Here is a 24,265-nt window from a genome sequence, read left to right as displayed (position 1 = left end):
GATACGTCTTTGATGCCGACGCGATTTTGCAGGGCCTGAAACAATGCCTCGAGCTCCCCGTGCCGATGAAGCTGGTGGTCTTTACCATGTTCTCAACCGTGGCAATCTACGAGCCGAGATCTTCCACAAGGATGAAGACTACGCCGCGTTTGAGCGAATCCTCGGCGAGGCCCTGGAGATCCATCAAGTTGAATTGTTTGCCTATCAACTGATGCCCAATCACTATCACTTGGTGATCCGACCGTTGGTCGACGGTGAGATGAGCCGCTTCATGAGCTGGGTCGGCGGTACGCATACGATGCGGTACCACTCACACTATCACACCGGAGGAACGGGCCACGTTTACCAACAACGCTACAAGAGTTTTCCGATTCAGGATGATGTTCACTTTCACGTGGTGTGCCGCTACGTCGAACGCAATGCGCTACGTGCAGGACTTGTCGACAGTGCCGAGCTATGGCGCCGGGGATCGCTTTGGAGATGGCATAACAAACAGGACTCGGAGCCCAAACTGCTGTCACCATGGCCACTTGCACGCCCGCCAAAATGGGTTACCCGAGTGAATCAGGCCTTGTCGGAAAAGGAATTGGAAGCGGTGCGCCGTTGTGCTCAGCGAGGTGCCCCGCTGGGTGACGAAGGCTGGGTTGAATCGATCGCACGACGGCTGAATCTAGAGTCGACGATGCGTCCCAGGGGCCGTCCTAGAATCCGCAAACCACCCCAGGACGCAAACAAAGAGGCCTGACCCCTTTTCTTCTTGGTGTGCCGCTACGTCGAACGCAATGGGCTACGTGCTGGACTGGTCGACAGTGCCGAGTTATGGCGTTGGGGATCGCTTTGGAGATGGCACAACAAAAAGGACTCGGAGCCCAAACTGCTGTCACCATGGCCGCTTGCACGCCCGCCGAAATGGGTTGCGCGAGTGAATCAGGCCTTGTCGGAAAAAGAGTTAGAAGCGGTGCGCCGGTGTCCTCAGCGAGGTGCCCCGCTGGGTGACGAAGGCTGGGTTGAATCGATCGCACGAAGGCTGAATCTAAAGTCGACGATGCGCCCCAGGGGCCGGCCTAGAACCCGCAAATCACCCCAGGACGCAAACAAAGAGGCCTGACCCTTTTTCTCCCCCTCGAGAACAATCGGTTGACTAAACTAATCGTCAACGTATTAATTCAACTTTTCTTAAACGCAACTGGGGAGTGCTTCAATCAAATGAAGAGTCATCTATGTGGTGCGGCAATTTTGACTTTGTTTATGATAAACTCCGGTTGGGCAGCAATCGTTTACGACACTCCTGACGGCTTCGTGTCTCAAACAAGTTCGGAGGCTGAGATCGGCAACGTAATTGAGCTTGGTCCAGGGCCACGTTCTCTTACCAAGGCCGAAGTACTGCTCAGCAAAGGGTCGCTATCAAATACGGGCACGATCGATATCCGATTTTCACTTTTTTCGGTGGATGAGAATGATATTCCGGACTCACTGTTGTTCAGTAGGTTTGATGACGATTTCTCTGTAGCAACCGTCGATTCAACCTACTGGTACTCGATGGATATTCCCAACGTTGAGGTGTCTAATCGAATTGCGTTGGCCATTCACATCACGGACCAACAAACAACTTTTTTGAGCAACTCGATCATTAGTCCTGGTGACCCCACGATAGGAAGCTATGTTCAGTTTGTTCAGCGTAATAATCCCAGCACTAACTTCTGGTTCTCGTTGCCTGTTGGGAACAACTTTGGATTGAGGGTGACTGCAGTTCCCGAACCGAATCAGTTCGCGTTTTGCTTACTGGGAGTGGCTGGATGCTGCTGCCGAAGGAAACGCACACTTTCACCCGGTTAGATTGTCCTGGGGTTGAAACCTCGAACGGGTCGTACAAGAAAAGGGGCTGGGGGGAATGGCACTTAATCCCCGCAAGTCCTATGCCTCTCCAGGTTTGTAGCTGGCACGCGGCTTCTGCATCAGCTTGTATTTCTTGAGTCTTCGCTTGAGCACCCTGGGTTCGTAGCGACCCGGTCGATTGCGTACAACGTGCTGTAAGCAGCAGCGATACAGAACATCGCATAGTTCGTCGGCGTTGCTGATCAATCCTAGAATTAGAAGCATGTCGGACACGGTGCTCAGAGCCAGACAAAAGGGGTCAGGCCTTTTTTCTGGTCTATGCGGCTGTGGTAAGCCGCGTTTTTGATGCCGACACGATTTTACAGGCCCCCGAAACAATGCCTCGAGCTCCCCGTGCCGATGAAGCTGGTGGTCTTTACCATGTTCTCAACCGTGGCAATCTACGAGCCGAGATCTTCCACAAGGATGAAGACTACGCAGCATTTGAGCGAATCCTCGGCGAGGCCCTGGAGATCCATCAAGTTGAATTATTTGCCTATCAACTGATGCCCAATCACTATCACTTGATGATCCGACCGTTGGTCGACGGTGAGATGAGCCGCTTCATGAGCTGGGTCGGCGGTACGCATACGATGCGGTACCACTCACACTACCACACCGGTGGAACGGGCCACGTTTACCAACAACGCTACAAGAGTTTTCCGATTCAGGATGATGTTCACTTTCACGTGGTGTGCCGCTACGTCGAACGCAATGCGCTACGTGCAAGACTGGTCGACAGTGCCGAGCTATGGTGTTGGGGATCGCTTTGGAGATGGCACAACAAAAAGGACTCGGAGCCCAAACTGCTGTCGCCATGGCCGCTTGCACGCCCACCGAAATGGGTTACCCGAGTGAATCTGGCCTTGTCGGAAAAAGAGTTAGAAGCGGTGCGCCGGTGTCCTCAGCGAGGTGCCCCGCTGGGTGACGAAGGCTGGGCTGAATCGATCGCACGACGGCTGAATCTAGAGTCGCCAATGCGTCCCAGGAGCCGACCTAGAATCCGCAAACCACCCCAGGACGCAAACAAAGAGGCCTGACCCTTTTTCCTCGTCCTGCCCTCTCCCCCAAAAATTTCGCGTTTGAACTGATTCGTGTGGTTACGTCTATCACGCGAAGCTTTTGGTGGAGAGGGGAGCCTGTGCGATAGTCCCGACCACGAGCTTGCCCTCCTATTCTGGCTCCCCTCTCACCCCAAACTTGTTTGGGGGAGAGGGGCCGGGGGTGAGGGGGTGGAGACAAAACGGTACCTGACAACCTTTGCCCCGGTTTGGCGACTGGCACTGAGCATCACCGAACTCAATCGAATTTTGAAAAGTCTCGCAGCAACCCGCGCTCTTCGAATCGAACCAGCAAGCGAACGATTTCGACGGGACGATCGAGCCCCAGCTCGTCGAGTGCTTTTTGACGATGCTTCTCGACAGTCTTAGTGGATACGCCCAATGACTTCGCGATCGCTCGCGTTGTCTCTCCTAACGCACATAGTGAACAAATGCGTTTCTGTGTCGACTCAAGTCGCTTGTAGATCGAGAACTGCTTGGCGATATCGTATTTGGATTCAAATTCTTCCGGCGCCAAGCTTACCGGTGCGGCAATAAGCAAGATCGAATAGGGCTCGTAAGCAAACTCCAACAAGCTTGTTTTGTTCGCGCGTACGAGATAACGGCCGCCGTTTCGAGCGACAGTAAAATATTCCAGCTGAATTTTTATAAAATTATTCAGTAATAACGCGTCAGTATCACGCGAAAGATCAACGGTCGATTCGTGGACAATCTCATCACTTGCCTTCCCGACCGGGAACTCATCGCAAAGGGAAAAGAAATCGCGATAAGCTTTGTTTACGCACGTGATGGTGCGATTCTTACTTTTGAGAACGATAGGTACTGAAAATTGGTCCAGGTTTGGAGGGGCAGAACGGTCGCCATCAAACCACTGAACAATATAGTGTTCAATTGCTTCAACCGTTGCAGAAAACGGATGGTAGCCTTCGCGTATCTTATCCCGCCACACTGTGAATCTCTTTATTTGGCATTGAACACATGCCATCAGTGCCGTACTTTCTCGCTCCTTCAACTCGGATTGTTTCAGGGGACTCCAGACTCCGCCCTGACACAACATGTTATAGCGAAGCGAGTGGGTTGGGGGCGTTATCTCGCGCGCCGATATGGGGCAACAGACGTGCGTGAGTGCTCTATCGCCCCCAACCCCGTTCGCACGTAAGAGTGAGATGACTCTCACGTGAGAGCACGAAATTATCCGGAATGCGAATGCATTGGAACAGTGATTTCAAAAGAATCTTGTAAATATTTACCTGTCTCCATAAAGATTTCACATTAGCGACGCGGATATCTCCACAAGCGTTAGTTTTAAAAATACTTATCTTATCGCTTCGCAAGCAACGCTCCGTCCTCGAACTAGCCTGCAGTAGACAGTGTGAGCATACGGCGAGACAGTTCTCATACTGTATCGCATCAGTAAAGCCCCACCGATGCTGGCAGCCATCGCAAATGCGGCAACTCTTGGCGCAATTGCAGTCAGCTGAATCGCAATGCCATCGTTCCGCCTTGGCTTGCCGAATCACCGCCTCTAGCGAGCCAAAGACGCCAGCTATCGCCGCTTCTCCTTTGCCATCTCGCAGCGGCTACAATGGATCTCCTTCTCGGCCCAGCCCCGCCTCCCTTCCCTTGCAATTGCCCACCCATGAAACACTTCATCACAGTGTTGATTACCACAGTGTTGCTTGTCGTTCTTGCCGGAATCAGAACGACCCAAGCTGATGATCGTCCCAACATCGTCTTCTTTTTCGCGGACGATCAAACGACTAGCACGCTCGGATGCTACGGCAACGAAGTCGTTCAAACTCCAAACATCGACCGCTTAGCCGCACAAGGCACTCGGTTTGACAATATGTTTGTCAGCCATTCGATCTGCTGGGTCAGCCGAACGACAATTCTGTCGGGAATGTACGGACGAAGCTTTGGCACAGCGAGCGCACCTGACGTCGCACGGCCCGACGCGGTTGCCGAGCTGTATTCCGACGTTCTACGCAGCGCGAACTACCGCACCGGCTACTTTGGAAAATGGCACGCGAAGATGCCAAAGGGCTATCGTCCCCAAGATCATTTCGATGAGTACGAAGCGATTGGGCGCAACCCGTTTTACAAGAAACAGCCCGATGGCAGCTTGCGACACGAAACCGACCTGATCGTCGACCGAGGCATCGACTTTATCGAGAAGCAGCCGACCGATCAGCCGTTCGTCCTGAACCTTTGGTTTAACGCGTGCCATGCCGAGGACAGTGACCGTCGTCCCGGGATTGGGCAGTTCCCGTGGCCGGAATCGACCGATGGCATGTACGAAGACATCGACATCGCGCCACCCCGCCTGTCAGATCCGGCGATCTTCAACGCTTTGCCAGACTTTATCGCGACGGCGATCAACCGTGAACGTTTTTTCTGGCGATGGAATACCGATCAAAAGTACCAAACAAACATACGCGCTTACTACCGAATGGTCACCGGTATCGACAATGCCATCGGTCGCCTATTGAAGGTGCTCGAGGAACGAGGCCTAGCGGACAACACCATCATCGTTTACTCCGCTGACAACGGTTTCCACATGGGCAATCGTGGGCTGGCCGGAAAGTGGAGCCACTTCGAAGAATCGCTGCGGGTCCCCCTAATCGTCTTTGACCCTCGTGTTCCCGCACAACAACGTGGAAAAGCAACCGACGCGATCGCGTTGAACGTTGACCTGCCCGCAACGTTCCTGGACTGGGCCGGCGCATCGAAACCCGATCGGTTTCAAGGCGAAAGCCTCCGACCGATCGTATCGGGCGATGTCCCAAGCGAATGGCGTCAAGAATCGTTTCACGAACACTTTGCCGTACGCAATCGGATCGCTGCATTCGAAGGACTACGCAACGACGAATTCAAGTACGTTCGCTACATCGATGAAGACAACCACGAATTCCTGCACGATCTGCAAAGTGATCCCGACGAGTTAGTCAACTTGGCAACGGACCCTAAGTACGCTGCGACACTGCAAGCGATGCGAAGCCGTACGGATGAAAAAGTTGCCGAACTTGGCGGCCCACTAGATCCTTTAAAACAACCCTTTCAAAAGTCAACCGAACGTCACCCTGAAGCATCGGCAGCAAACGCAGGTCCACTTTTCGACGGCAAGTCGCTGCGTGGCTGGGATGGTGATCGCCGTTATTGGTCGGTCGAAGACGGCGCACTGACAGGTAAGACCGATGGCTCGCTCAAGATGAATCGGTTCATCACCTGGAAAGGATCAACAGTTCGCAATTTTGACTTGAGCGTGAAGGTGAAAGTCACTCGCGGCGGCAACAGCGGAATCCAATACCGTGGGCTATCGCGTCCCGACATCGACTTGGACATCGTGACCGGATACCAATGCGATGTGGTCGCGAACAACCCAAACTACAACGGCATGTTGTATGAAGAACGAGGCCGTCGGATCCTTTCACACACGGGTGAACAAGTCATCATTGACCCACAGGGACGCAGCTGGGTTGTGGGCAACATCCCGGTCAAGGAATTCGAGCCCGATCAGTGGCATGAATTTCGTGTCTTGGTCCGTGGGAACCACCATCAACATTGGATCGACGGCCACAAAACGGCAGACCTGATCGACTTCGACGAACAAGGTCGAGCCCTGGAAGGGGTCTTCGCGGTCCAAGTCCATGTCGGCCCGGCGATGAAAATCCAGTACAAGGATTTTCAGATTCAACACCTTGCTGACGACCTGCCACTGAAATCGTTCGACGACTACACGATCCCGGACGATGCCTACGGCGTGCGTCCGCAGGGAAAGCTTCCTAAAAACTGGAAAGCCCCCGTGTACGCCGACGTCAAACGCGGCGAATAAATTCTTCAGCATAAGACCGTACTTCACGTCCGTTTAAGACGTGAACCATGCGCAACTGCTGAACTTGTTCGTCACTGAAAGAATTCAAAGGGACGTGAACGAGCGTCTTTTTGTGCCGGCGAGCCAATCGCTGCCAACCGCCACCGGGAGGCAGCGCGCTGAGCATCGCGATTTGACGACCGCGGCTATGGAAACATGCTGCGGCAATCAAACGCTCTTCCAACGTCTCGGTAAAGTCCAGCCTCGGATCGGTCCAAATCTCGGGAATCCAAATCGGCGGATACAGAAACAAGGCACCGCCATAGCGAGCCAATCCGATTCCCGGCCCGACCATTTCGTCGCCAAAGTTTGTAGCGTAAAACGCCAGAGTCGACTCATCCTTGTGCTCGGCAAACCAAGTCGTGCGCCAGGGATAATCCCGCGGATCCGAAGGTGAATCGAACAACATCACACATGCGTCCAAGATCCCGCGACTTGGCGGGACGACTTTGACGTAGATCTCTTTGTCGTACCAGTGTCGCAAGGTATCCCGAATGTCGATCCCGTCTTTGACGCTGGTTGTGAACTTTTCGGTTCTCGCCAAGTCATTGCCAATGATCGCTTTGGCTCGATCGAATACCCGCGTTCGAAAGTTTTCGATGCGTTCATCCTCGGGCGGATAGCTGCATTGCGAGTGTGGATTCCATTGGTATTTCCAACGGTGCTTTTCGGGTAGCGACGGTTTGCGTTTAAGCTCAAGCGTCCGCCAGATCAGCGGCGGCCCTGGCAAACGATTCACCGTCGAATAGACTTCGCCGTCGGGCAAGCGAGCTTGATCGATCCCTAGTTTCACCTCTGGATACTGTTCAACGATTTCGGCACCTTCATCGGCGTATGCATATTCGTTGGCCAGCTGTGCCACATGAAGCGCATATTGATCTCCCATGATTTGCTTTGCCGCCGTCACGATGGTGATCAAATCAGGCGTCATCCGCCGTGACATCAGTGATAGGTTTCTGATGTACTGCAAGCACTTGGACAAATGCAGCGGGGTGATGCGTCGGGCGAACTGCTTCAATTCGGCTCGATAACTTTGTCGCGCCGCGATCAACAGCTCTTTAACACCATCGATCTGGACGTCGTCGTCGTTGTCCAATTCGCGACGTGCACGCTCATAGAGCCCCGTGATGTAGGGCAACTCGCCAAACAAAAACATCAGCGTCCGCGAATCGATGGAAAACCGTTCGGGAGACTGTACTGAATCATGAATCGGCTTTTCGAACGAGTCAGCAAGCTCGCTACGAGATGCCGCGTCGCGAGAGAACCATTCGGTATAGGCTTCGCGGACCCAAGGCCAGTGCATCAAGTTGGCAACATAAAGAATTCGCTCATAGCGTTCTTCAAGATCGGCTAACCGCGACGCCATGTAGGCAATCCGTGCGCGTGCCTGTCGGTCTGCCGGTCGCGGCAAACTGGGCAACACTGCGGCGGCGAAACGCTCTGCAGAAACCTGGCGGACGGCGAACGGATCAGGCATCACAGACGCGAAAGGATGAAACGGGTCGGTTTCAAGATCGATGTACGCGCGAGCGATATGCTCCCCCATCGCCGCGCGGATCGCCATGATCACCGGCTGGCAGGGATCGACCGGGACGTAACTGGCAGGCCCTTCGTCAGCGTCCATATCCATCTCGGCATCGTCGTCATCAGAGCCACTCGCGCCAGGACTGTACGAATCCTCAAAAGAGCTGAACTTGGGCGAGGGCTTTTGAATGACGATGGAGGGCCGAGGCAAATCCAGAATCGCGGACTCAACCGGATCACGAAATGACTCAGGCAAAGGCACCGCGACGCAATCAAAATCCTGCTCCAACATCCAGCGCCGGACGGTCTGTGAAAACTGCCCGCTTCCATGAATGACGGGCAGGACCGCGATTCGATCCCCCAGGCGAAGGAGATCGGGGGGGCAAAAACTGGCTTTACCGTTCATTGGTCTTTTATTTGGCCTTGCGGACGCCTTTGGGGCGTTATAGGATCACTGCACCTGAGAGATATTATCTTCCTGTCGCCTACTCAAGCACGGATTCGTGTCGCGACCTACCTCGAGGGTTCATCAGACTTGCGATTGCTTGTCAGTCTACCAGTTATTTTTGAAACGCAGGTGTTTATTCCCACCTGCGTTTCTTTTTTGCGCCGTCCGATTTTTATCACCGAATCAATCGGTTTACCGAGCGTGGCAAATGCGATTTGGGACAAGCTCACGTTAAAACCATCGGTAACTTCGGCAGCAGATCTGCCAGATTCTACGCCATCGGTCGGACGCATTGTTGATGCCGCTGCGACTGGCCAAACAAGCTTCGGTTTCCCCAGTGGCCACTTAACGCAGAATCCGACGTCATAGCGAATCAGATCGATTCAGCGTATCTTATGCGGCATAGCGGCTCCCCACCGCTAGATAACTCCCTAGTGCCGCCCGTTTGCGTTACCTGCCTTGAACCGATTCGAAACTCGAGGCCGATCCAATGTTCAGAGGATCTGTTTGCTTTCGAGAGGCCATCGGATCGCACCAGGGCTTGTCGCGATCGCTTTCTGCGGCGCCATCGAAGCACTTAATAAACTTTTCCCCGAAGAGGTGACTGTTGTGAAGCACTGGAAATGCCAGCGCATAGTGACATGCCAGCCCACGGTTCTGTGGATGGCAACGTTGCTGTTGACGTTGTTTACGCTTGCTCCCATGCCCCCCGTCGCGGCACAAGAAGCAGCCGACGAAGCGACGACAACAGCTGTCGAGGCGGCCTCTACAGACGAAGCGACTTCCGAAGTGGTCGACGCGGACGCACCTGTCGCAAGTGAACCGGCTGGTCTAACCGACGACGAAATCGCCGACTCGTCGCTGGGAGCACACAATTCCTGGATGCTGCTTTGCTGTGCGTTGGTCTTGTTCATGACCGCGCCCGGTCTGGCAATGTTCTACGGCGGATTGGTTCGCCGCAAAAATGTGCTCAGCGTGATGATGCAGTGCGTGTTTCTGATGGGCCTGATGACCGTAATCTGGGCCCTCTACGGTTACTCGCTCGCCTTCGGGCCGACCGAAACGGGTAGCTGGATCGGAAACGCAGACTATGTGTTCATGAACGGAGTTTCGCGTGAGTGGGACGAAACGCTGAACCAGCCAGTGACTCCCATGGCAGGCAAGATGCCACGTCTGACGCATATGCTTTTCCAAGGCATGTTCTTCATCATCACACCGGCGCTGATTTGTGGCGCGTTTGCCGAACGGATGAAGTTTAGCGCGATGGTGATTTACTCCATCCTTTGGGGAACGTTTATCTATTGCCCGCTTTGCCACTGGGTTTGGGCAGAAGGACCACTGTCGTACTTCGCGGGCGAGAAAGCTCTCTTTGGCGGAATGGCCGGGGCGCTTGACTTTGCCGGTGGAACAGTCGTCCACATTTCCAGCGGAGTATCCGCACTCGTTGCAGCGATCTTGGTCGGGCCTCGGATGGGATATCCCAACGAACCGATGCAGCCACACAACTTGACGTACACCGCACTCGGTGCCGCGATGCTGTGGGTTGGCTGGTTTGGCTTTAACGCAGGCAGCGAACTGGCGATCGACGGATTGACTTCTAGTGCGTTCGCGACGACTCACTTTTCGGCAGCTGCTGGAGCGGTCGCGTGGGCGATGACCGAATGGATCGTGCTTGGCAAACCGACCGTTCTTGGTGCCAGTTCGGGTGCCGTTGCAGGATTGGTCTGCATCACTCCCGCAGCCGGATTCGTTCAACCGATGCCCGCATTGATCATGGGTGCTATCGCGGGTGTTGTTTGCTATTGGGCATGCAGCAAACTGAAGCACACGCTGAAGTATGACGATGCCTTGGATGCCTTTGGTGTGCACGGCGTTGGTGGAACCGTTGGCGCGGTGTTGACCGGCGTTTTTGCAACCCGCGTTGCTTGGAACGTGGCCGACGGACAAACTCTCGGCCTGATCGAATCGGGAAGCCCCACGCTGGTGATCAAACAGATCGTCGCGGTGGTCGTCACCTTTATCTTCGCCGGACTCGGCAGCTTTATCTTGCTGAAGATCATCGACATCGTGATCGGACTGCGAGTTCCTGCCGAAAACGAACAGCGTGGGTTGGATATCACCGACCACGGTGAAGAAGGCTACATGCTGGCTTAGTGCCGAGTCTTCTCGGATATCCGAAAAATCATTCCGATCGCGGCGGTACACAACAATGTGGCCGCCGCGATTTTTTGTGCGCCACCCACACCGATCAACTCGATCTCGGCAATGATTCCCCATAGCAACGACCCTGAAGACATCGACAGTGCGAGCGAAGTCAGATAGAAGCTCATCCCTCGTGCCCGCATCCGACTTGGCAGGATCGTTTGGGCGGCGGTGTTTAGCGTCGTCAACGTCATCATCCAACCGAAGCCCATGATCAGCGTCGCGGCAAGAGCAACGCTACGCACTTGGCTGGTCCCCATCACTGCCAAACCAACAGCCATCAAAACCATCGCGAACGTCACCGTCCAATTGTGCCCGAAACGATGATGTAGTCGATGAAGAAACTTTGCCGCGATGACGGCGCCGGCACCAAAACAGGTCACCAGCAGCCCAAAGCCATCGGCATCCCAGTTTAATCGCTGCTTTGCGACCAGCGGCAATAGCCCCCATAACGCACTCGCAGGCAGAATGAACAGCATCACACGAATCATCACATGCCGCAGTTCTGCCGTTCGATAAACGTAGCGGAACCCTTGGTAAAGTGATTTTCGAAACGACAAGCCTCGTGAAGATTCGCTGCGGTCACGTTTCCACAAAAGTAGAACGATGATCACGCCGGCAAACGAAAACGCGTTGACCGAAAATGCGATCCACGCACCTGTGATTGCCACCAACGCACCAGCAAGCGCGGGCCCCACCGAGCGCGCCAAATTGAAATTCAGACTGCCCAGTGCGATCGCCCGCGAGAGTTGCTTTCGTTCAACCAGTTCGGGGATCGATGCTTGCCAAGTCGGGACGTGCAAGGTTAGCCCGAGCCCGATCAGAAACGTCAGCCCGAGCAACACCCATGCGGTGACGACTCCCGTTGCCGCCAAAATTGCAAGTGTTCCTGTTGAGCAAAACAAAATGAATTGTGTTGCCAACAACAGTTTTCGGCGATCAATTCGGTCCGCTAACACACCCGCCGGAATGGCCAGCAATACGATCGGCGTCGCCATCGCAGTGCGTACCGCGGCGACCATCTGTGGCGAAGCATCCAGTTCCGTCATCAACCAACCGGCACCGATCTCGTGCATCCAGGTGCCAAGATTGGAAACCAGCGAAGCGATCCAAAAAGAACGGTAAACCGGTTGCTTCAGTGGTGCCCAAGGGGACGGATCGTCTACCGTCGCGGCCGCCTGTGGCTGCCTCGGCAATGGCTGTGGCGACGTCACAGGCTGTAGTGTCGTGGCAGATATCCCCAGCGATGTACGGTGCTGGGGAACGGTGCCTTCAGCTCCCCTATCGTTAGCACAGCCTCTATCGCCAGAAGGGCCCCCGTTGTCAGATCGTTCGTCTTGGTTGTCGCGACTTTCCATTTCCTACACCATCGTCCAAGGACAACCAAGTGACCAGGGGGGACAAGCGACTGGCTGAAGGCCTCGCCTGTTTTCGCCCCGCCGATTCAGCGATCCGTCTAAGCGAATAAAAAACAACGCGGTAAGCTGCCTCGATCAAAAAGCCAAAGCGTCTTCGTTTCCCTTTGATGAAGACCGCCATCGGTCCATTGAACCCAGCACCACCACAAGACAGACTACCCGCACCGATTCATCATCCAACAGCGAAGAACAAACATGCTTGAGTTCGACTGGATAGTTTTTGATTCCACCGGAACATTGATGCGTCCCGAACCGGACGCGGCGTCGGTGTACCACCAGTTTGGGTCACAATTCGGTCTAAATGTTGGCGTTGATGTGGTCAGCCAAAGACTGAAATCAGCCATGGTGAAACATTTCCTGGGCGAAAACGCCAACGCACCGACTGATGACGAAGTCGAATACCGGCGTTGGCGACAGATCGTTGCGGACACGCTGCCAGAAATTCCAGCTGATTCATTCGAATCGACCTTTCGAGCGCTATGGCAAACGTTTGCCGAGCCAGAATCTTGGACACTCTTTGACGATGTGGTCCCAACCCTCTCACGCCTGAAGCAACGTGGCTACAGCGTCGCCGTCGCATCGAATTTCGATGAACGGTTGCCCCCAATCGTCCGCGCACTCGGTTTGGAAACCTACGTTGATCAAATCTTGATCAGTAGCGAACTTGGGTTCAGCAAACCCAACTTGCAGTTCTACCAAACGGCAATGAATAAGCTGGGTGCCGTTCATCCCGATCGTGTGCTGATGATCGGTGACACTTTCGTTGGCGATGTCCAAGCCCCACAGCAATTCGGCTGGCACGCTCGCCATCTCGTCCGTGATTGCCCCGATGCGATGTCTCAATTGACCGAAGACTTGTAGCCTACTGAAGGGATCGACAACGGTGGCTAACTAGCAATGTGTGGAATCAACTAGCAACGTTCCGAGCGTTCCTTTCGCAGCTTTGCGTCCTCGAGCCAGCCAAAAATCTGCTTGGGATCTTCACTGGCCAAGTGTGAACGCAGCTTTTGTAGCTCGACAACAAAACGGTCCAATTGCGAAACGATCGCTTCACGATTGTGATTGCAGATCGCGGTCCACATCGTCGGATCACCAGCCGCGACCCGAGTCATGTCTTTCCAACCGCTGCCGACCAGCGGCAATGATTCTTCATCGGGAAACGAAGCCAACAAAGAGGACACCAAGTGTGGCAAATGGCTGATCGCGGCAAGCCGTTGATCATGATCGGCCGGTGACATCAGTACGATATCGCCACCGGTTTGCGACCAAAATGCCCTTGCCCGGTCCAACAACGCGGGCTCAGTCGTTTCGGTTGGGGTGATGATGATCGATTTGCCGTCGAACAGATCAGCGCTGCTATTTTCAACGCCCGTCTTTTCTGAACCGGCGATCGGATGGGCGGCGACGAATCGAGAACGCACCGACAATGGATAGCGATTCACCTCGTCGACAATCAACGCTTTCGTACTGCCAACATCGGTGATCAGCGCACCGTCTGGCACGACCTCAGATGCCTGTTCAGCCAGCGGAGCGATCTTGTCCACCGGAGAGCAGATGACGACGACATCGCTGTCTGTACATGCATCTGCCATATCGGTCGTCCCCACGTCGACTGCACCAGCCTGCATCGCTGCCTGACAAGCTTCCTCACGCCGACTGTATCCGGTGACATGAACTCCACTGCGACGCAGTGATTTACCAACGCTGCCACCGAGCAAGCCGACTCCGACAACGGTGACACGATTCAGCCAATCAGGTTTGGGGGGCAATACATCCATTGCCAGAGTTTACCAGCTGGGGCTAGCGATCGCCCAGCCGACTATTCTGGCGATGAGTCAGTCCCCTTCTGACCGCCCGGATTTAGTCGCTCTGGATCTATTTGCGCTCTGGATCTATCTACTCTGCACGCAACTGATATCAAACCGATGCCCACAATCATTTGAAAGCGTTCAAAATTCGGCCGGAAAGAATTGCAGCCACTTTCAGCCCCCCTTACGCTGGGTGGTGACAGATCTCGTCTACATTTCTCCGGCCGATATTTGCGATGCCCAGTCCTTTCAAAACATTCGTTTGGCCTCTTAAAACATTCGTTTGGTTGTGCCTTTGCTGCACCGCGATGGCAACCATCTCAAACGCGCAGGAAGATGCGAGGAAAGACGCGGCAAAACCCCAAGTACAGCCCGCACAACAACGCGAAGACAAACAGCGAAACGAAGACGCGAAGCCCAAAGAAGACTCCGCGAAGCCCGATTGGGAAAAAGCGTTCTTGGACGAGGTCCAAGAAATCAAGAATGAGATCGCCGAACTCGAACACAAATTCGTTTACGGCGAACAGGGTGCGAAAGAGTACGCGGTCGAACTGGAACAGGAATACAAAACTCTTGCAGAGCAGCTTCCCGACAACGCGATCGAAGACTACTCCCGACTGATACCGACCGAGCGACAAACGGTCGACCGACTCCACGCGGTCTCGTCAACGCTTTGGTTTGTTCGGTTCGTCGTACAGCAAACGAGGAACGATCGCGACGAAGCCCGAGCGATCCAAGGTCGAATTCGAGACCTATTGCATTCGAATTCAGAAATACACCGCAACCCTCAACACATGAGGACCTATCACGATCTGTCGCGAAAAGCTTCTGATTTATCAAACTCGATCATGATGAGTCGCCATCGCTCGTGTTTCCATTTTGCCAAACCGACTGAAACCGAAACCGGCCCGGCAAACGCGTTCGCTGACGATGCGAAGCTGCAATATTTCCGAACCCCAATCAGCCGATTGCTGCGACTGCAGTGGGAAGGTGGCCTGCTAAAGCTGGATGCCGACCACTGGAATCAACCGTTCGCCGCGAAATCTCTTTCACAAATCGATGCTCAGGTTACTGCGGAGCTGACGTCGCGAAAAGTTGAATTACCAGACGAGGATCGTACATTCGACTATCAGAAAAAACGATACCTCGAAGCCGAACCAGTATTTCTGCTGTTTCAAAATTTGCAGCAAGTTGCAAGCGACAATCCGATGCGGACGATCGCGTCTGCTTTCATGATTCCGAACGCCAAGAAGTTAAAATTCACTTCAGGAAACTTCGATGCTGCTTTGGAAAAGACCGAGCAGCAATTCAGTTTCTACATGCGAGAACTGACAACAACCGAACAACAGATCATGCTGTTGCGATACAACACGGACAATGAACTGCTGATCCGTATCATCGGAGATCGATTTGTTCAGCTCGAGCAACATCCCGATGGAAAGGTTCGCTGGGTTGATATCGCTGAAGAGGCCAAGATTCTGGAAGCGGATTCATTTGCCGAACTTTACTCGCAACATCCCGATGTCATCGAGCAAGATTTCGTGCCTCACCTGAGGTCCTATGGCATCCTGCCGCCCATCACACGATTCAATTTGCACATTGGCAATCGCATCATCGAAATGCTCAAACATGACAGCGCCAATGCTCGCGACGAATTCGAGCAGCTTTTGAAAAAGATGGAAAGTGGAAGCTTTGGGCAGCGTCAAAATGCGTTTCGCCAACTTTCCGAAAACGTCGATCGTTTCTCAATCATGCTCGATGAAATCGAACTGGGCGACATCGACTCCGCAGAAGTCGTCGCCAGAATCCAAGAGATCCAAAAGAAGACGAATATCGGCGACAAAGAGATCGACAAGATGATCCTTAGGACCGGATTGCTCGACGACCAATCCTACTTGCGTGAACTTCTCAGCCGAGTCAGCGAAATCAATAAATCTGTCATTGAAAAGCGTCTCGACGAACTAACCCAAGCTGACTCGCCACGGCAATAACACGTCAGCAAAGAACCGAGGTCGTTTCGATACACCACATCTCAACTGGCAAATTCACGCCAAATTCTGTGCGATCGAAGTGGCCTTGTGCCATCATGTTGGCCACCAGCCGAAGCAGATATTTTGCCTTTTGACGAACTCGAATCGGCTAGAACATCACCGAAGATTCCCACGAACGCTCGACCATTCGATCAAGACGACTCACCAGGCGGCCCCTTCAAACATGTCTTTCAACATTGGAACTGTTTTCAATCGGCTTGCGCTGCTGCTATTGCTGTGCACTATCGCCATGCCGGCATCGGCCCAGCGGATAACAACCACCGCAAGCGATGGCGACAACGGAGCCGCCGGAACCGATGCAGACCCTGGTACCGACGGTGGTGACGGAACGCTTGGCACCGCGATCACTGATTTCATCAATGGGATCGGTGAACTCTATCGCGGACTGGCAGCTGGCAACGGCGGATCAGGAGGTAACGGAGGCAATGCGATCTCCGATGGCTTTGACGGTGGCGACGGCGGAAATGGTGCGATGGGCGGGACGGCAAGCGGTAGCATCCGGTCTGAAGGAAGTGGACGAAGCGTTGCCGACCTAAACATCATCGCTGGCAATGGCGGTGATGGAGGCGCCGGTGGACAAGCGATGGGCACAGGGATTGACGGCAGTGGTGGAAACGGAGGTGATGGTGGGATTGCGATAGCCGACGCTCAAGGCGCCATTGCGATCTCAACGGATGGTGAAGCACGTGCGGCCTTAACCGTGATCGCTGGTAACGGTGGAAACGCGCTGAGTGGAAACGGGCTGGGTGGTGCAGGACAAGACGCGTCGCTGATCGACATCACTGCGTCCGCCTTTGGTGTCACCGAAGCAAACTCCTTAGCCGAAGCTCAAAGCGGCAGCGGTGGTGACGGCGTCGGAACCGGCAACGGTGGCCATGGAGGTAATGCGGTTTTAAGAAACGCGGTTGACGCGACTGTTGATCCAGGTGGTGAGATAAGTCTTTCGCAAACGATCTTTGCAGGCTCGGGAGGTCACGCCCAAGCCGGTTTGGCTGGCGATGGTGGCAGTTCGACGAATGAACTGACCAGAAGCGTGGACGCTACGGCTGCCAATTTCAACTTTTACTCCAACGCCGGTGGCGGCGGTTCGCGGAATCATTCATCTGGACTTTCAGGCAACGGAGGAAACGCCGCGATCGAAGCTAACATTTCGCAAAGCGGTGATCTTTATCACTACAGTGAAACCAGAGCCGGAGCGGCAGGTAACGCTGCGGGTGGAGCGAGCGGTGGACTAGGTGGAAACGTGACCGCGACCACCGTCCTCGAAACCATCAGTGGCATGATCGATTCGTACGATGTTGCTTGGGCGGGCGACGGCGGCTGGATTGATTCTGGCCTTGGTGTCGGCGGGACTGGCGGTGTCGCTCAACTGCAACTTTCTGCGACCACCTCAAGCGGTTCCGATGTATCGATGGAAGGCTATGCGTTTGGTGGCGAAGGCGGATTGGCGTTTGGTGACATCAACGGCAGTGGTGGAAATGGCGGCACCGCAGGCGGAACGGTTTCGGCAACGACAACAACTGGATCAGCATCCGCCTATGGCTACTATCAAGGTGGCGGCGGTGGTGATGTCATTGGTGGGACCGGCAACTCTGGCAATGGTGCTTCGGTCGAAGTGCTCAACCAAGTCACCGCGCATTCAACCGATGTCAACGGCGACACTTTTGTCGAACAATCTGTCTACGGCGGTGACGCAGGTAACGTCGGATATCAAAGCAATCTAGGAAGCGGAGCGATCGGCTCTGCCGGATCCGCTAAAGGGACGCTTTCAGCGAACAACGACAACATCGATTCGACCCTTTGGTCTTATGCCTACGGCGGAAGCGGTGGCGATCGCAATCACACCAGCGGAGTCGCTGGTGACGGAGCATCAGGTGAAAGCAGTGTTGTGTTATCAAACACCGGGGCGGCTACGGCACTCGCGTCGGCTGGCGGTGGTTATGGCGGCACAGGAACGGCAGGTGCAACAGGCGGACAAGGGGCAAGTGGTGCAGCGGATGCGACAGCAACGTCAACCAACGCGGAAAGCTATGCCTATGCTTATGGCTTTGGTGGAGACGGCGGCCAAACGGTTGACGGCAGTGAAATGGGAGGCAACGCTTATGATGCTTCCGCGTCTGCCAGTTCGCTGGCAACATCACAGGCATTAGGCCAATACGCCGAAGCCTACTCGGAAGCCATCGGGGGTTTTGGATATGGATTTGATAGTCGGTATCTCTCTTCACGAAGTGGAATCGCTGTCGCCGAAGCTACCGCAATCACCAACCAAGGCGATGCCTACAGCGTCAGTTCAGCAGAAGGGCGAATCGCCCAGGCGAAAGCGACGGGAGATGGGCTAACAGGCACCGTCGATGCGACAGCCAAAACGGTCCGCGGCGAACTCGGAGTTTCCAATGATGATGTGATCCAAATTCGAAGTCAGATTACCGCTGACGTCCACGGTTTGACTTCGGTGGAAACGATTGTTGCCAATGACGGGACAACAAATTTCACTTCGAACGCAAATGTGTTTTCCATCATCGAAGTGACTTCCACGGCGGTTTCAAGCCCCATGGCTTCGCTCGTATCACTTTCGTCGGGAGAATTGGCACCGGCATCAGAGGCGATGCCATTGTCGGCACAAGACTCGCTTGTGATCTCTGGCCAAATCGGCGCCAGCCATCCGACAAATGTTTTGACTTCGGTCAACGCGATGATTTCGACGACTCTCGATTTCAAAGATGTCGTTGACGCGTCTCGGGCGAGCATTCAGTGGAGCAGTTTCAACACGACCGGCAATGGCTTTGACACGATGGAAGTCGTCATCGGCACACAGTTAAGTGATCACCAATGGAATTTTGCAAATGCATCGGAGGCCGAAACGTTCTTTGCAAACGAACTGGTTCTTGACGAACTTTCCGATGCTGACCGATCCTTGACGATGCAGATCAATTGGTCCAGCAGCGACATCAACAACAGTTTTGGCCTTGGGTTTAGCACAACGGTCACGGCAATCCCAGAACCTTCTGCAGCCTTATTGCTATGCGTCGCAACCATATCGGGTGGGCTCTGTCGGCGACGCAGTCGTTAATTTTGATTTCGAATATTTGATCAAGATGTGTTCTCTGGATACGTTTATCGCGGTGGTACCGCCCCACTGATCCGTCAACGGAATGCAGCCTTTCGTTACGCAATCGACCCGTAAAACGCCCACCTACCGCCGGCAGGACAATCGACCGTAAATCTGATTGGCCATGGTCGAAGCTGTCAAATCAGCTTGGTAACATCTGTTGATCAAATTCTCTGCGCGATGAACAGTTGGCAGCTTTGTTGCATAGCTTGTTCACGCGGCGAAGCCACCGAATCAAAACGCACACGAGTGTCAGCGATGCGATTTTCTGTAGCGATCCGATTTTCTGTAGCGATCTTTGTCGGGCTTTCTTCCATCGGGATCATCTCTTGCCTGATCGGCCCATCGGTTGGTCACTGTCAGTCGGCACCAAACGCCCCAACAGATACAAAAAACGGCCAGCCACATGATCCGGTCTTACGTGACCTGATGGACAAGGTTTGGGATTTTGAACTGACCGAGTACCCGATGATGGCAACCGATGTTGGTGATCCACGGGGCCAAGACCGGTTGGCCAACAATACGTTGGCTGACTTCAAACGTCGCGACGAAATGCGTGCTGAGTATCTAAACGCCCTCGCAAAAATCGACTTCGACAATCTGTCGCCAGCGGACCGTATCGACGCGGAACTGCTGCAGCGAAAACTCTCGATCGATCGATCGGACTATCAACTCGGGCTCCACTTGATGCCAATTAACAACCGAGAAGGTTTCCACATTGGCTTACCCGAACTGCCGCTAACGATGAACCCCAAGTCGGTTGCGGATTTTGACAACTATATTGCCAGGCTCAATGACTTTCACCGTTTTGTCGACGAGCAAATCCAGCTAATGAAAGCCGGCATGGCAGCTGGGCTTGTTCAGCCGGCGATCATCATGCGAGACAGCGCCGAGCAAGCCGCCGCGCATGTCGTTGATGATCCAGAACGATCCCTGTTCTTGACCAACATCGCCGATGAATCGATCAAGAAACTCAATCCGGAAGATTGGACAAGACTACGTGCTGAGATATTAAACGCGATCAAGACAAGCGTGATCCCGTCGTATGCCAAGTTTGAAAAGTTCCTCCGAGAGGAATATGTCCCCGGATGTAGCGGCACGATCGCGGCGCGCGCTCTGCCACGCGGGCAAGAACTTTACCAGTCTCAGGTAACCAAGTTTACGACGCTGCCGATGACACCCGCTCAGTTGCATCAAATCGGCTTGACGGAAAACGCTCGTATCCGCAAGGAGATGGAAGCCATCCGTCAGCAAGTCGAATTTGATGGCGACCTTGATGAATTTGTCGAATTCCTTCGTACCGACGAACAGTTCTATGCCAAGACACCGGAAGAACTTTTGAAGGAAGCCGCATTGATCTTGAAACGGGCCGACGGCCAACTGCCCACCATTTTCGGCAAATTGCCGCGGACGCCATACGGGCTGCGCGAGGTCCCCGACTATGTCGCACCTCAAACAACATCCGCTTATTACTGGCCACCTGCGGCAGACGGTTCACGCGGCGGTTTTTACTACATCAACACCTACAACCTATCAGCTCGTCCGCTTTATCAACTCGAAGCTCTTTCGCTTCACGAAGCCGTCCCAGGTCATCACTTGCAATTGGCTTTGCAAGCCGAACTCGACGGACTGCATCCGATTCGCAAACAAAGTTACTTCCCAGCGTTTATCGAAGGCTGGGCCCTGTATTGCGAACGGCTCGGTGGCGAAATCGGATTCTACAAAGATCCTTATCAAGATTTTGGACGACTAAGCATGGAAGCCTGGCGTGCGAGCCGACTGGTCGTCGACACGGGGATTCACGCGATGGGGTGGTCACGTGAGAAGGCCATCAACTACATGCTTGAGAATACCGCTTTGTCCAAGCACAACGTCGTCGCGGAAGTGGATCGCTATATCGGCTGGCCGGGCCAAGCTCTCGCCTACAAAGTCGGTGAACTATTTATCAGCGATCTGCGCAAACGGGCGGAGAAGGAACTCGGCGATAAGTTCGATGTGCGTTCCTTCCATGACTGTGTCTTAGAAGAAGGCTCTTTGCCGCTGCCGGTTCTCGAACGTCAAGTCGAAAACTGGATTCGCGAAACGGCCGCGCATGAATAGGACATAGCGGCGTATCGCAAGTCAGTTGATATTCCGTGGTCGCCTTTGACTGCATAGCAGCAGCATTTCAGCCGCTGCTAGTGCGGACCCGAAGATCAACCCATCGTTAGCCAAGATCGGGCAACTTGTGGCCCATCTTCTGTCGCTTGGTTTCCAAGTAGTGCTTATTGTGCTCGTTGACCGGCGGAACGATCGGCACCTGATCGACGAGCTTTAGATCGAAACCACGAAGGTTGAATGCTTGCTGCTTCTTAGGATTATTGGTCAGCAAACGAACTTCGCTGATACCAAGGTCTTTTAGGATCTGTAGCCCAACGCCGTAATCGCGCATGTCGGCTTTGAAGCCCAACGCATGGTTCGCTTCCACCGTATCCATGCCTTGATCTTGCAACGCGTAGGCCTTGATCTTTTCGGCCAAACCGATGCCACGGCCTTCCTGCGGCAGATAGACCAACGCGCCTCGACCTTCGGCCGCGATCATCTCCAAAGCCATGTGAAGCTGATCGCCACAATCACAACGCAATGAAGAAATCAAATCACCGGTGAAGCAGCTGCTGTGCATTCGGACCAGTGGCGGCTGCTGCCCCTCTTCGTCGTGCGTCAGGTCACCAAGAACAAGTGCGATTGGTTCCTGTGCTTCGAAATCGACTGAGTAAACGATGATATCGAACTTGCCATACCTCGTTGGCAACTGTGAATGCGCCGCTCGGCTAACGAGCTTTTCGCTGACGCGACGATGCGCGATCAACTGTTCGATACTGACAATCTTGAGCGAGTGCTTTTGGGCGATCTCAATCAATTCATCTCGACTGGCGCGATCGCCTTCTTCATTCAGGATTTCGCAAAGCACACCGGCAGGCTGTAGCCCAGCCATGCGAGCCAAATCGACCGAAGCTTCGGTGTGACCGGCACGCCGCAGAACACCACCCTTTTTTGCAATCAATGGATAGACGTGCCCAGGCCGTACAAAGTCGTCGACCTGGCAATCTGGATCCGCGATTCGGATGATCGTTTCGCTACGCTCGGCCGCGGTGATACCTGTTCTTGCAGTCGCGATATCGATCGGGGTAACAAACGCTGTCCGCAGGGGGGCATTGTTGTCCGACACGACGGGCGTGAGTTCAAGCTTTTTGCCGACTTCAGGCAAAATCGGCACGCACAGCTGGCCGCGACCGCTGAGCATGAAATTGACAACTTCGGGAGTCGCCTTTTCAGCCGCGCAGACAAAGTCACCTTCGTTTTCGCGATCTTCGGCATCCACGACGATGACGACTTCGCCACGCCGAATTGCCTCGACGGCTTCGGGAATCGAATTTAGGCACAGGTCATCACCGCCATCTTCGGTCAGCGGATCAATCGACAGCGATTCGTTTTCTGGCATCATTTAACACGGGACTGGGCGAATTTGAGCGCACCACTATTATACGGTTGTGGCCATAAGGCTAGGTGGCAACTGGTATTAATGCGGGGACAGCCCCAACAATCCGAATGCCGACCGCTACAGTCAAACGCTGAGCCACGCTAGCACAATCGGGTGGTATCAAACTAGGCTCCATGCGGAATCACTTTCGCCGCACGAAAAGCCTGATCCGTTGTGGCATCCCGCGATCCTGCCTCTCCCCCGAATCGTCCGATTTCGGTATTCAAAACCATTTCGTCAGATCAGTGAACGAATGATAAATCTAAAGATACGACGGGTAATCTGGTTACATCTTGCGGTCGGCCTAGTCGCCGTTGCGGCATCCAGCATGACGAAAGTTTCCGCCGAACAGTTCACGGTGAAACGGGAATCTGACGTGGAATTCGAAAAGGTCGCGCCGGAGTTCCAAGGTCACGCAGGTCTATGCGACGTCTATCTACCAAGGCAGACAAACGCCGAGGCCGCCCAATCGGAAAATCACAATGCGAAGTCCCACCCCGTCGTGCTGGTCGTCCATGGGGGCGGTTGGATGACGGGCGATAAATGGACGATGTACCGCCACGCGAACGAGTTGGCCAAATGCGGGATCGCGGCGGTATCAATCAACTATCGGCTGGCCCCAAAATCCAAATTTCCAGATCAGGTCGATGATGTCCGCACGGCGTTGGTTTGGATCGCCGAACATGCAAAAGAACATCACTTCGATTTGAATCGCGTCGGTCTCTATGGTTATTCCGCCGGCGGTCACTTGGTTTCGCTTGTCGCAACCCTGGCCGACGAATCCTGGGAACGTGTTCGTCACACAACAAACTGGGAAGAGAAGGATCCTCGTTGGCAAAAGCTGCCCAAAATTCAGGCCGTGTGCGCGGGTGGTCCGCCGACCGATTTCCGAAACATGCCACCAGACAGCCAAGCACTGTCCTATTTCCTGGGTGGATCGCGCAATGAGAAACCTGAAACCTACATTGCTGCCTCGCCCATTTGCTTTGCATCCTCAGCCGACCCGTGTTTCAAGATCATTCACGGCGAAGAAGATGTCTTGGTGGCTCTATCAAATGCCACCGACTTTCATCAAGCATTGATCGACGCCAAAGTGGACTGCTCATTGCAAACGATGCCCGGCAAAGGTCACTTGATGGCATTTTTCAGTCCAACTTTGACCGACGGTCTCGTTCGATTCTTCACCCATCAATTCGAAATCGAAAACGAATCGGGTACCTCAGTCGCGCCGGCAAAGATTGACGGCTAGTTCAGACGTGGGCCGAAAACTCCCTCAAAAGATCAGTTCCAACACCATAGCGGGAGGCGATTAACGACGTAGACGCACGAAACTGCCGTCAAAGTCAACCTAACCGATATGACAACGACAATTCATTAG

The 24,265-nt window shown here is 54.0% G+C and carries 15 protein-coding genes; 10 read left to right on the top strand and 5 right to left on the bottom strand.

Annotated features, from left to right (window positions below; genetic code table 11):
- The first annotated feature begins 43 nt into the window (after positions 1-43).
- The 3 genes from LOC67_RS02420 (at position 44) to LOC67_RS02410 (ending at position 2,915) form a co-directional block, all read left to right on the top strand.
- Positions 44-745, top strand: coding sequence for a transposase (locus LOC67_RS02420; protein WP_230260917.1), 702 nt, complete (start codon positions 44-46; stop codon positions 743-745).
- A gap of 392 nt (positions 746-1,137) precedes the next feature.
- A complete protein-coding gene (locus tag LOC67_RS02415) occupies positions 1,138-1,836 on the top strand; it encodes a hypothetical protein (protein WP_230260916.1) in 699 nt (232 codons plus the stop codon).
- A gap of 377 nt (positions 1,837-2,213) precedes the next feature.
- Entirely contained in the window at positions 2,214-2,915 is a 702-nt protein-coding gene (locus tag LOC67_RS02410) for a transposase (protein WP_230260915.1), read from the top strand.
- A 259-nt stretch (positions 2,916-3,174) separates the two neighbouring features.
- On the opposite strand, the gene LOC67_RS02405 is transcribed toward LOC67_RS02410, so the two are convergent.
- On the bottom strand, positions 3,175-3,510 hold the full coding sequence (locus tag LOC67_RS02405; protein ID WP_230260914.1) for a LuxR C-terminal-related transcriptional regulator: 336 nt from the start codon (positions 3,508-3,510) through the stop codon (positions 3,175-3,177).
- 1,065 nt (positions 3,511-4,575) lie between these two features.
- Here LOC67_RS02405 and LOC67_RS02400 point away from each other — a divergent pair.
- On the top strand, positions 4,576-6,768 hold the full coding sequence (locus LOC67_RS02400) for a sulfatase-like hydrolase/transferase (RefSeq protein WP_230260913.1): 2,193 nt from the start codon (positions 4,576-4,578) through the stop codon (positions 6,766-6,768).
- Here LOC67_RS02400 and LOC67_RS02395 read toward each other — a convergent pair.
- Positions 6,752-8,737, bottom strand: coding sequence for a hypothetical protein (locus tag LOC67_RS02395; protein WP_230260912.1), 1,986 nt, complete (start codon positions 8,735-8,737; stop codon positions 6,752-6,754). The genes LOC67_RS02400 and LOC67_RS02395 overlap by 17 nt on opposite strands.
- Before the next feature lie 705 nt (positions 8,738-9,442).
- Here LOC67_RS02395 and LOC67_RS02390 point away from each other — a divergent pair.
- A complete protein-coding gene (locus LOC67_RS02390; protein ID WP_230260911.1) occupies positions 9,443-10,933 on the top strand; it encodes an ammonium transporter in 1,491 nt (496 codons plus the stop codon).
- Here LOC67_RS02390 and LOC67_RS02385 read toward each other — a convergent pair.
- A complete protein-coding gene (locus tag LOC67_RS02385; protein WP_230260910.1) occupies positions 10,930-12,339 on the bottom strand; it encodes an MFS transporter in 1,410 nt (469 codons plus the stop codon). The genes LOC67_RS02390 and LOC67_RS02385 overlap by 4 nt on opposite strands.
- Positions 12,340-12,594: 255 nt before the next feature.
- Here LOC67_RS02385 and LOC67_RS02380 point away from each other — a divergent pair, with 255 nt between their 5' ends.
- The gene (locus LOC67_RS02380; protein WP_230260909.1) at positions 12,595-13,260 is read left to right on the top strand and encodes an HAD-IA family hydrolase; all 666 of its coding nucleotides are present in this window, start codon (positions 12,595-12,597) and stop codon (positions 13,258-13,260) included.
- 50 nt (positions 13,261-13,310) lie between these two features.
- On the opposite strand, the gene LOC67_RS02375 is transcribed toward LOC67_RS02380, so the two are convergent.
- Positions 13,311-14,177, bottom strand: a complete 867-nt coding sequence (locus LOC67_RS02375) for a prephenate dehydrogenase (protein ID WP_230260908.1) — start codon at positions 14,175-14,177, stop codon at positions 13,311-13,313.
- Between the two features lie 266 nt (positions 14,178-14,443).
- Between LOC67_RS02375 and LOC67_RS02370 the strand changes: the two genes are divergently transcribed.
- The 3 genes from LOC67_RS02370 (at position 14,444) to LOC67_RS02360 (ending at position 21,467) form a co-directional block, all read left to right on the top strand.
- On the top strand, positions 14,444-16,198 hold the full coding sequence (locus LOC67_RS02370; protein WP_230260907.1) for a hypothetical protein: 1,755 nt from the start codon (positions 14,444-14,446) through the stop codon (positions 16,196-16,198).
- 223 nt (positions 16,199-16,421) lie between these two features.
- Entirely contained in the window at positions 16,422-19,328 is a 2,907-nt protein-coding gene (locus LOC67_RS02365) for a beta strand repeat-containing protein (RefSeq protein WP_230260906.1), read from the top strand.
- 297 nt (positions 19,329-19,625) lie between these two features.
- On the top strand, positions 19,626-21,467 hold the full coding sequence (locus tag LOC67_RS02360) for a DUF885 domain-containing protein (RefSeq protein WP_230260905.1): 1,842 nt from the start codon (positions 19,626-19,628) through the stop codon (positions 21,465-21,467).
- A 106-nt stretch (positions 21,468-21,573) separates the two neighbouring features.
- On the opposite strand, the gene ribA is transcribed toward LOC67_RS02360, so the two are convergent.
- Positions 21,574-22,851 (bottom strand): GTP cyclohydrolase II, encoded by a 1,278-nt coding sequence (ribA, locus tag LOC67_RS02355; protein WP_230260904.1) that lies wholly within the window; start codon positions 22,849-22,851, stop codon positions 21,574-21,576.
- A 364-nt stretch (positions 22,852-23,215) separates the two neighbouring features.
- On the opposite strand from ribA, the gene LOC67_RS02350 reads away from it, so the two are divergent.
- A complete protein-coding gene (locus LOC67_RS02350) occupies positions 23,216-24,136 on the top strand; it encodes an alpha/beta hydrolase (protein ID WP_230260903.1) in 921 nt (306 codons plus the stop codon).
- Positions 24,137-24,265 lie beyond the last annotated feature (129 nt).

Origin of the sequence: Stieleria sp. JC731, from assembly GCF_020966635.1 — a bacterium.
Lineage (GTDB): Bacteria > Planctomycetota > Planctomycetia > Pirellulales > Pirellulaceae > Stieleria.
This window is presented reverse-complemented; position numbering and strand designations above follow the sequence as displayed.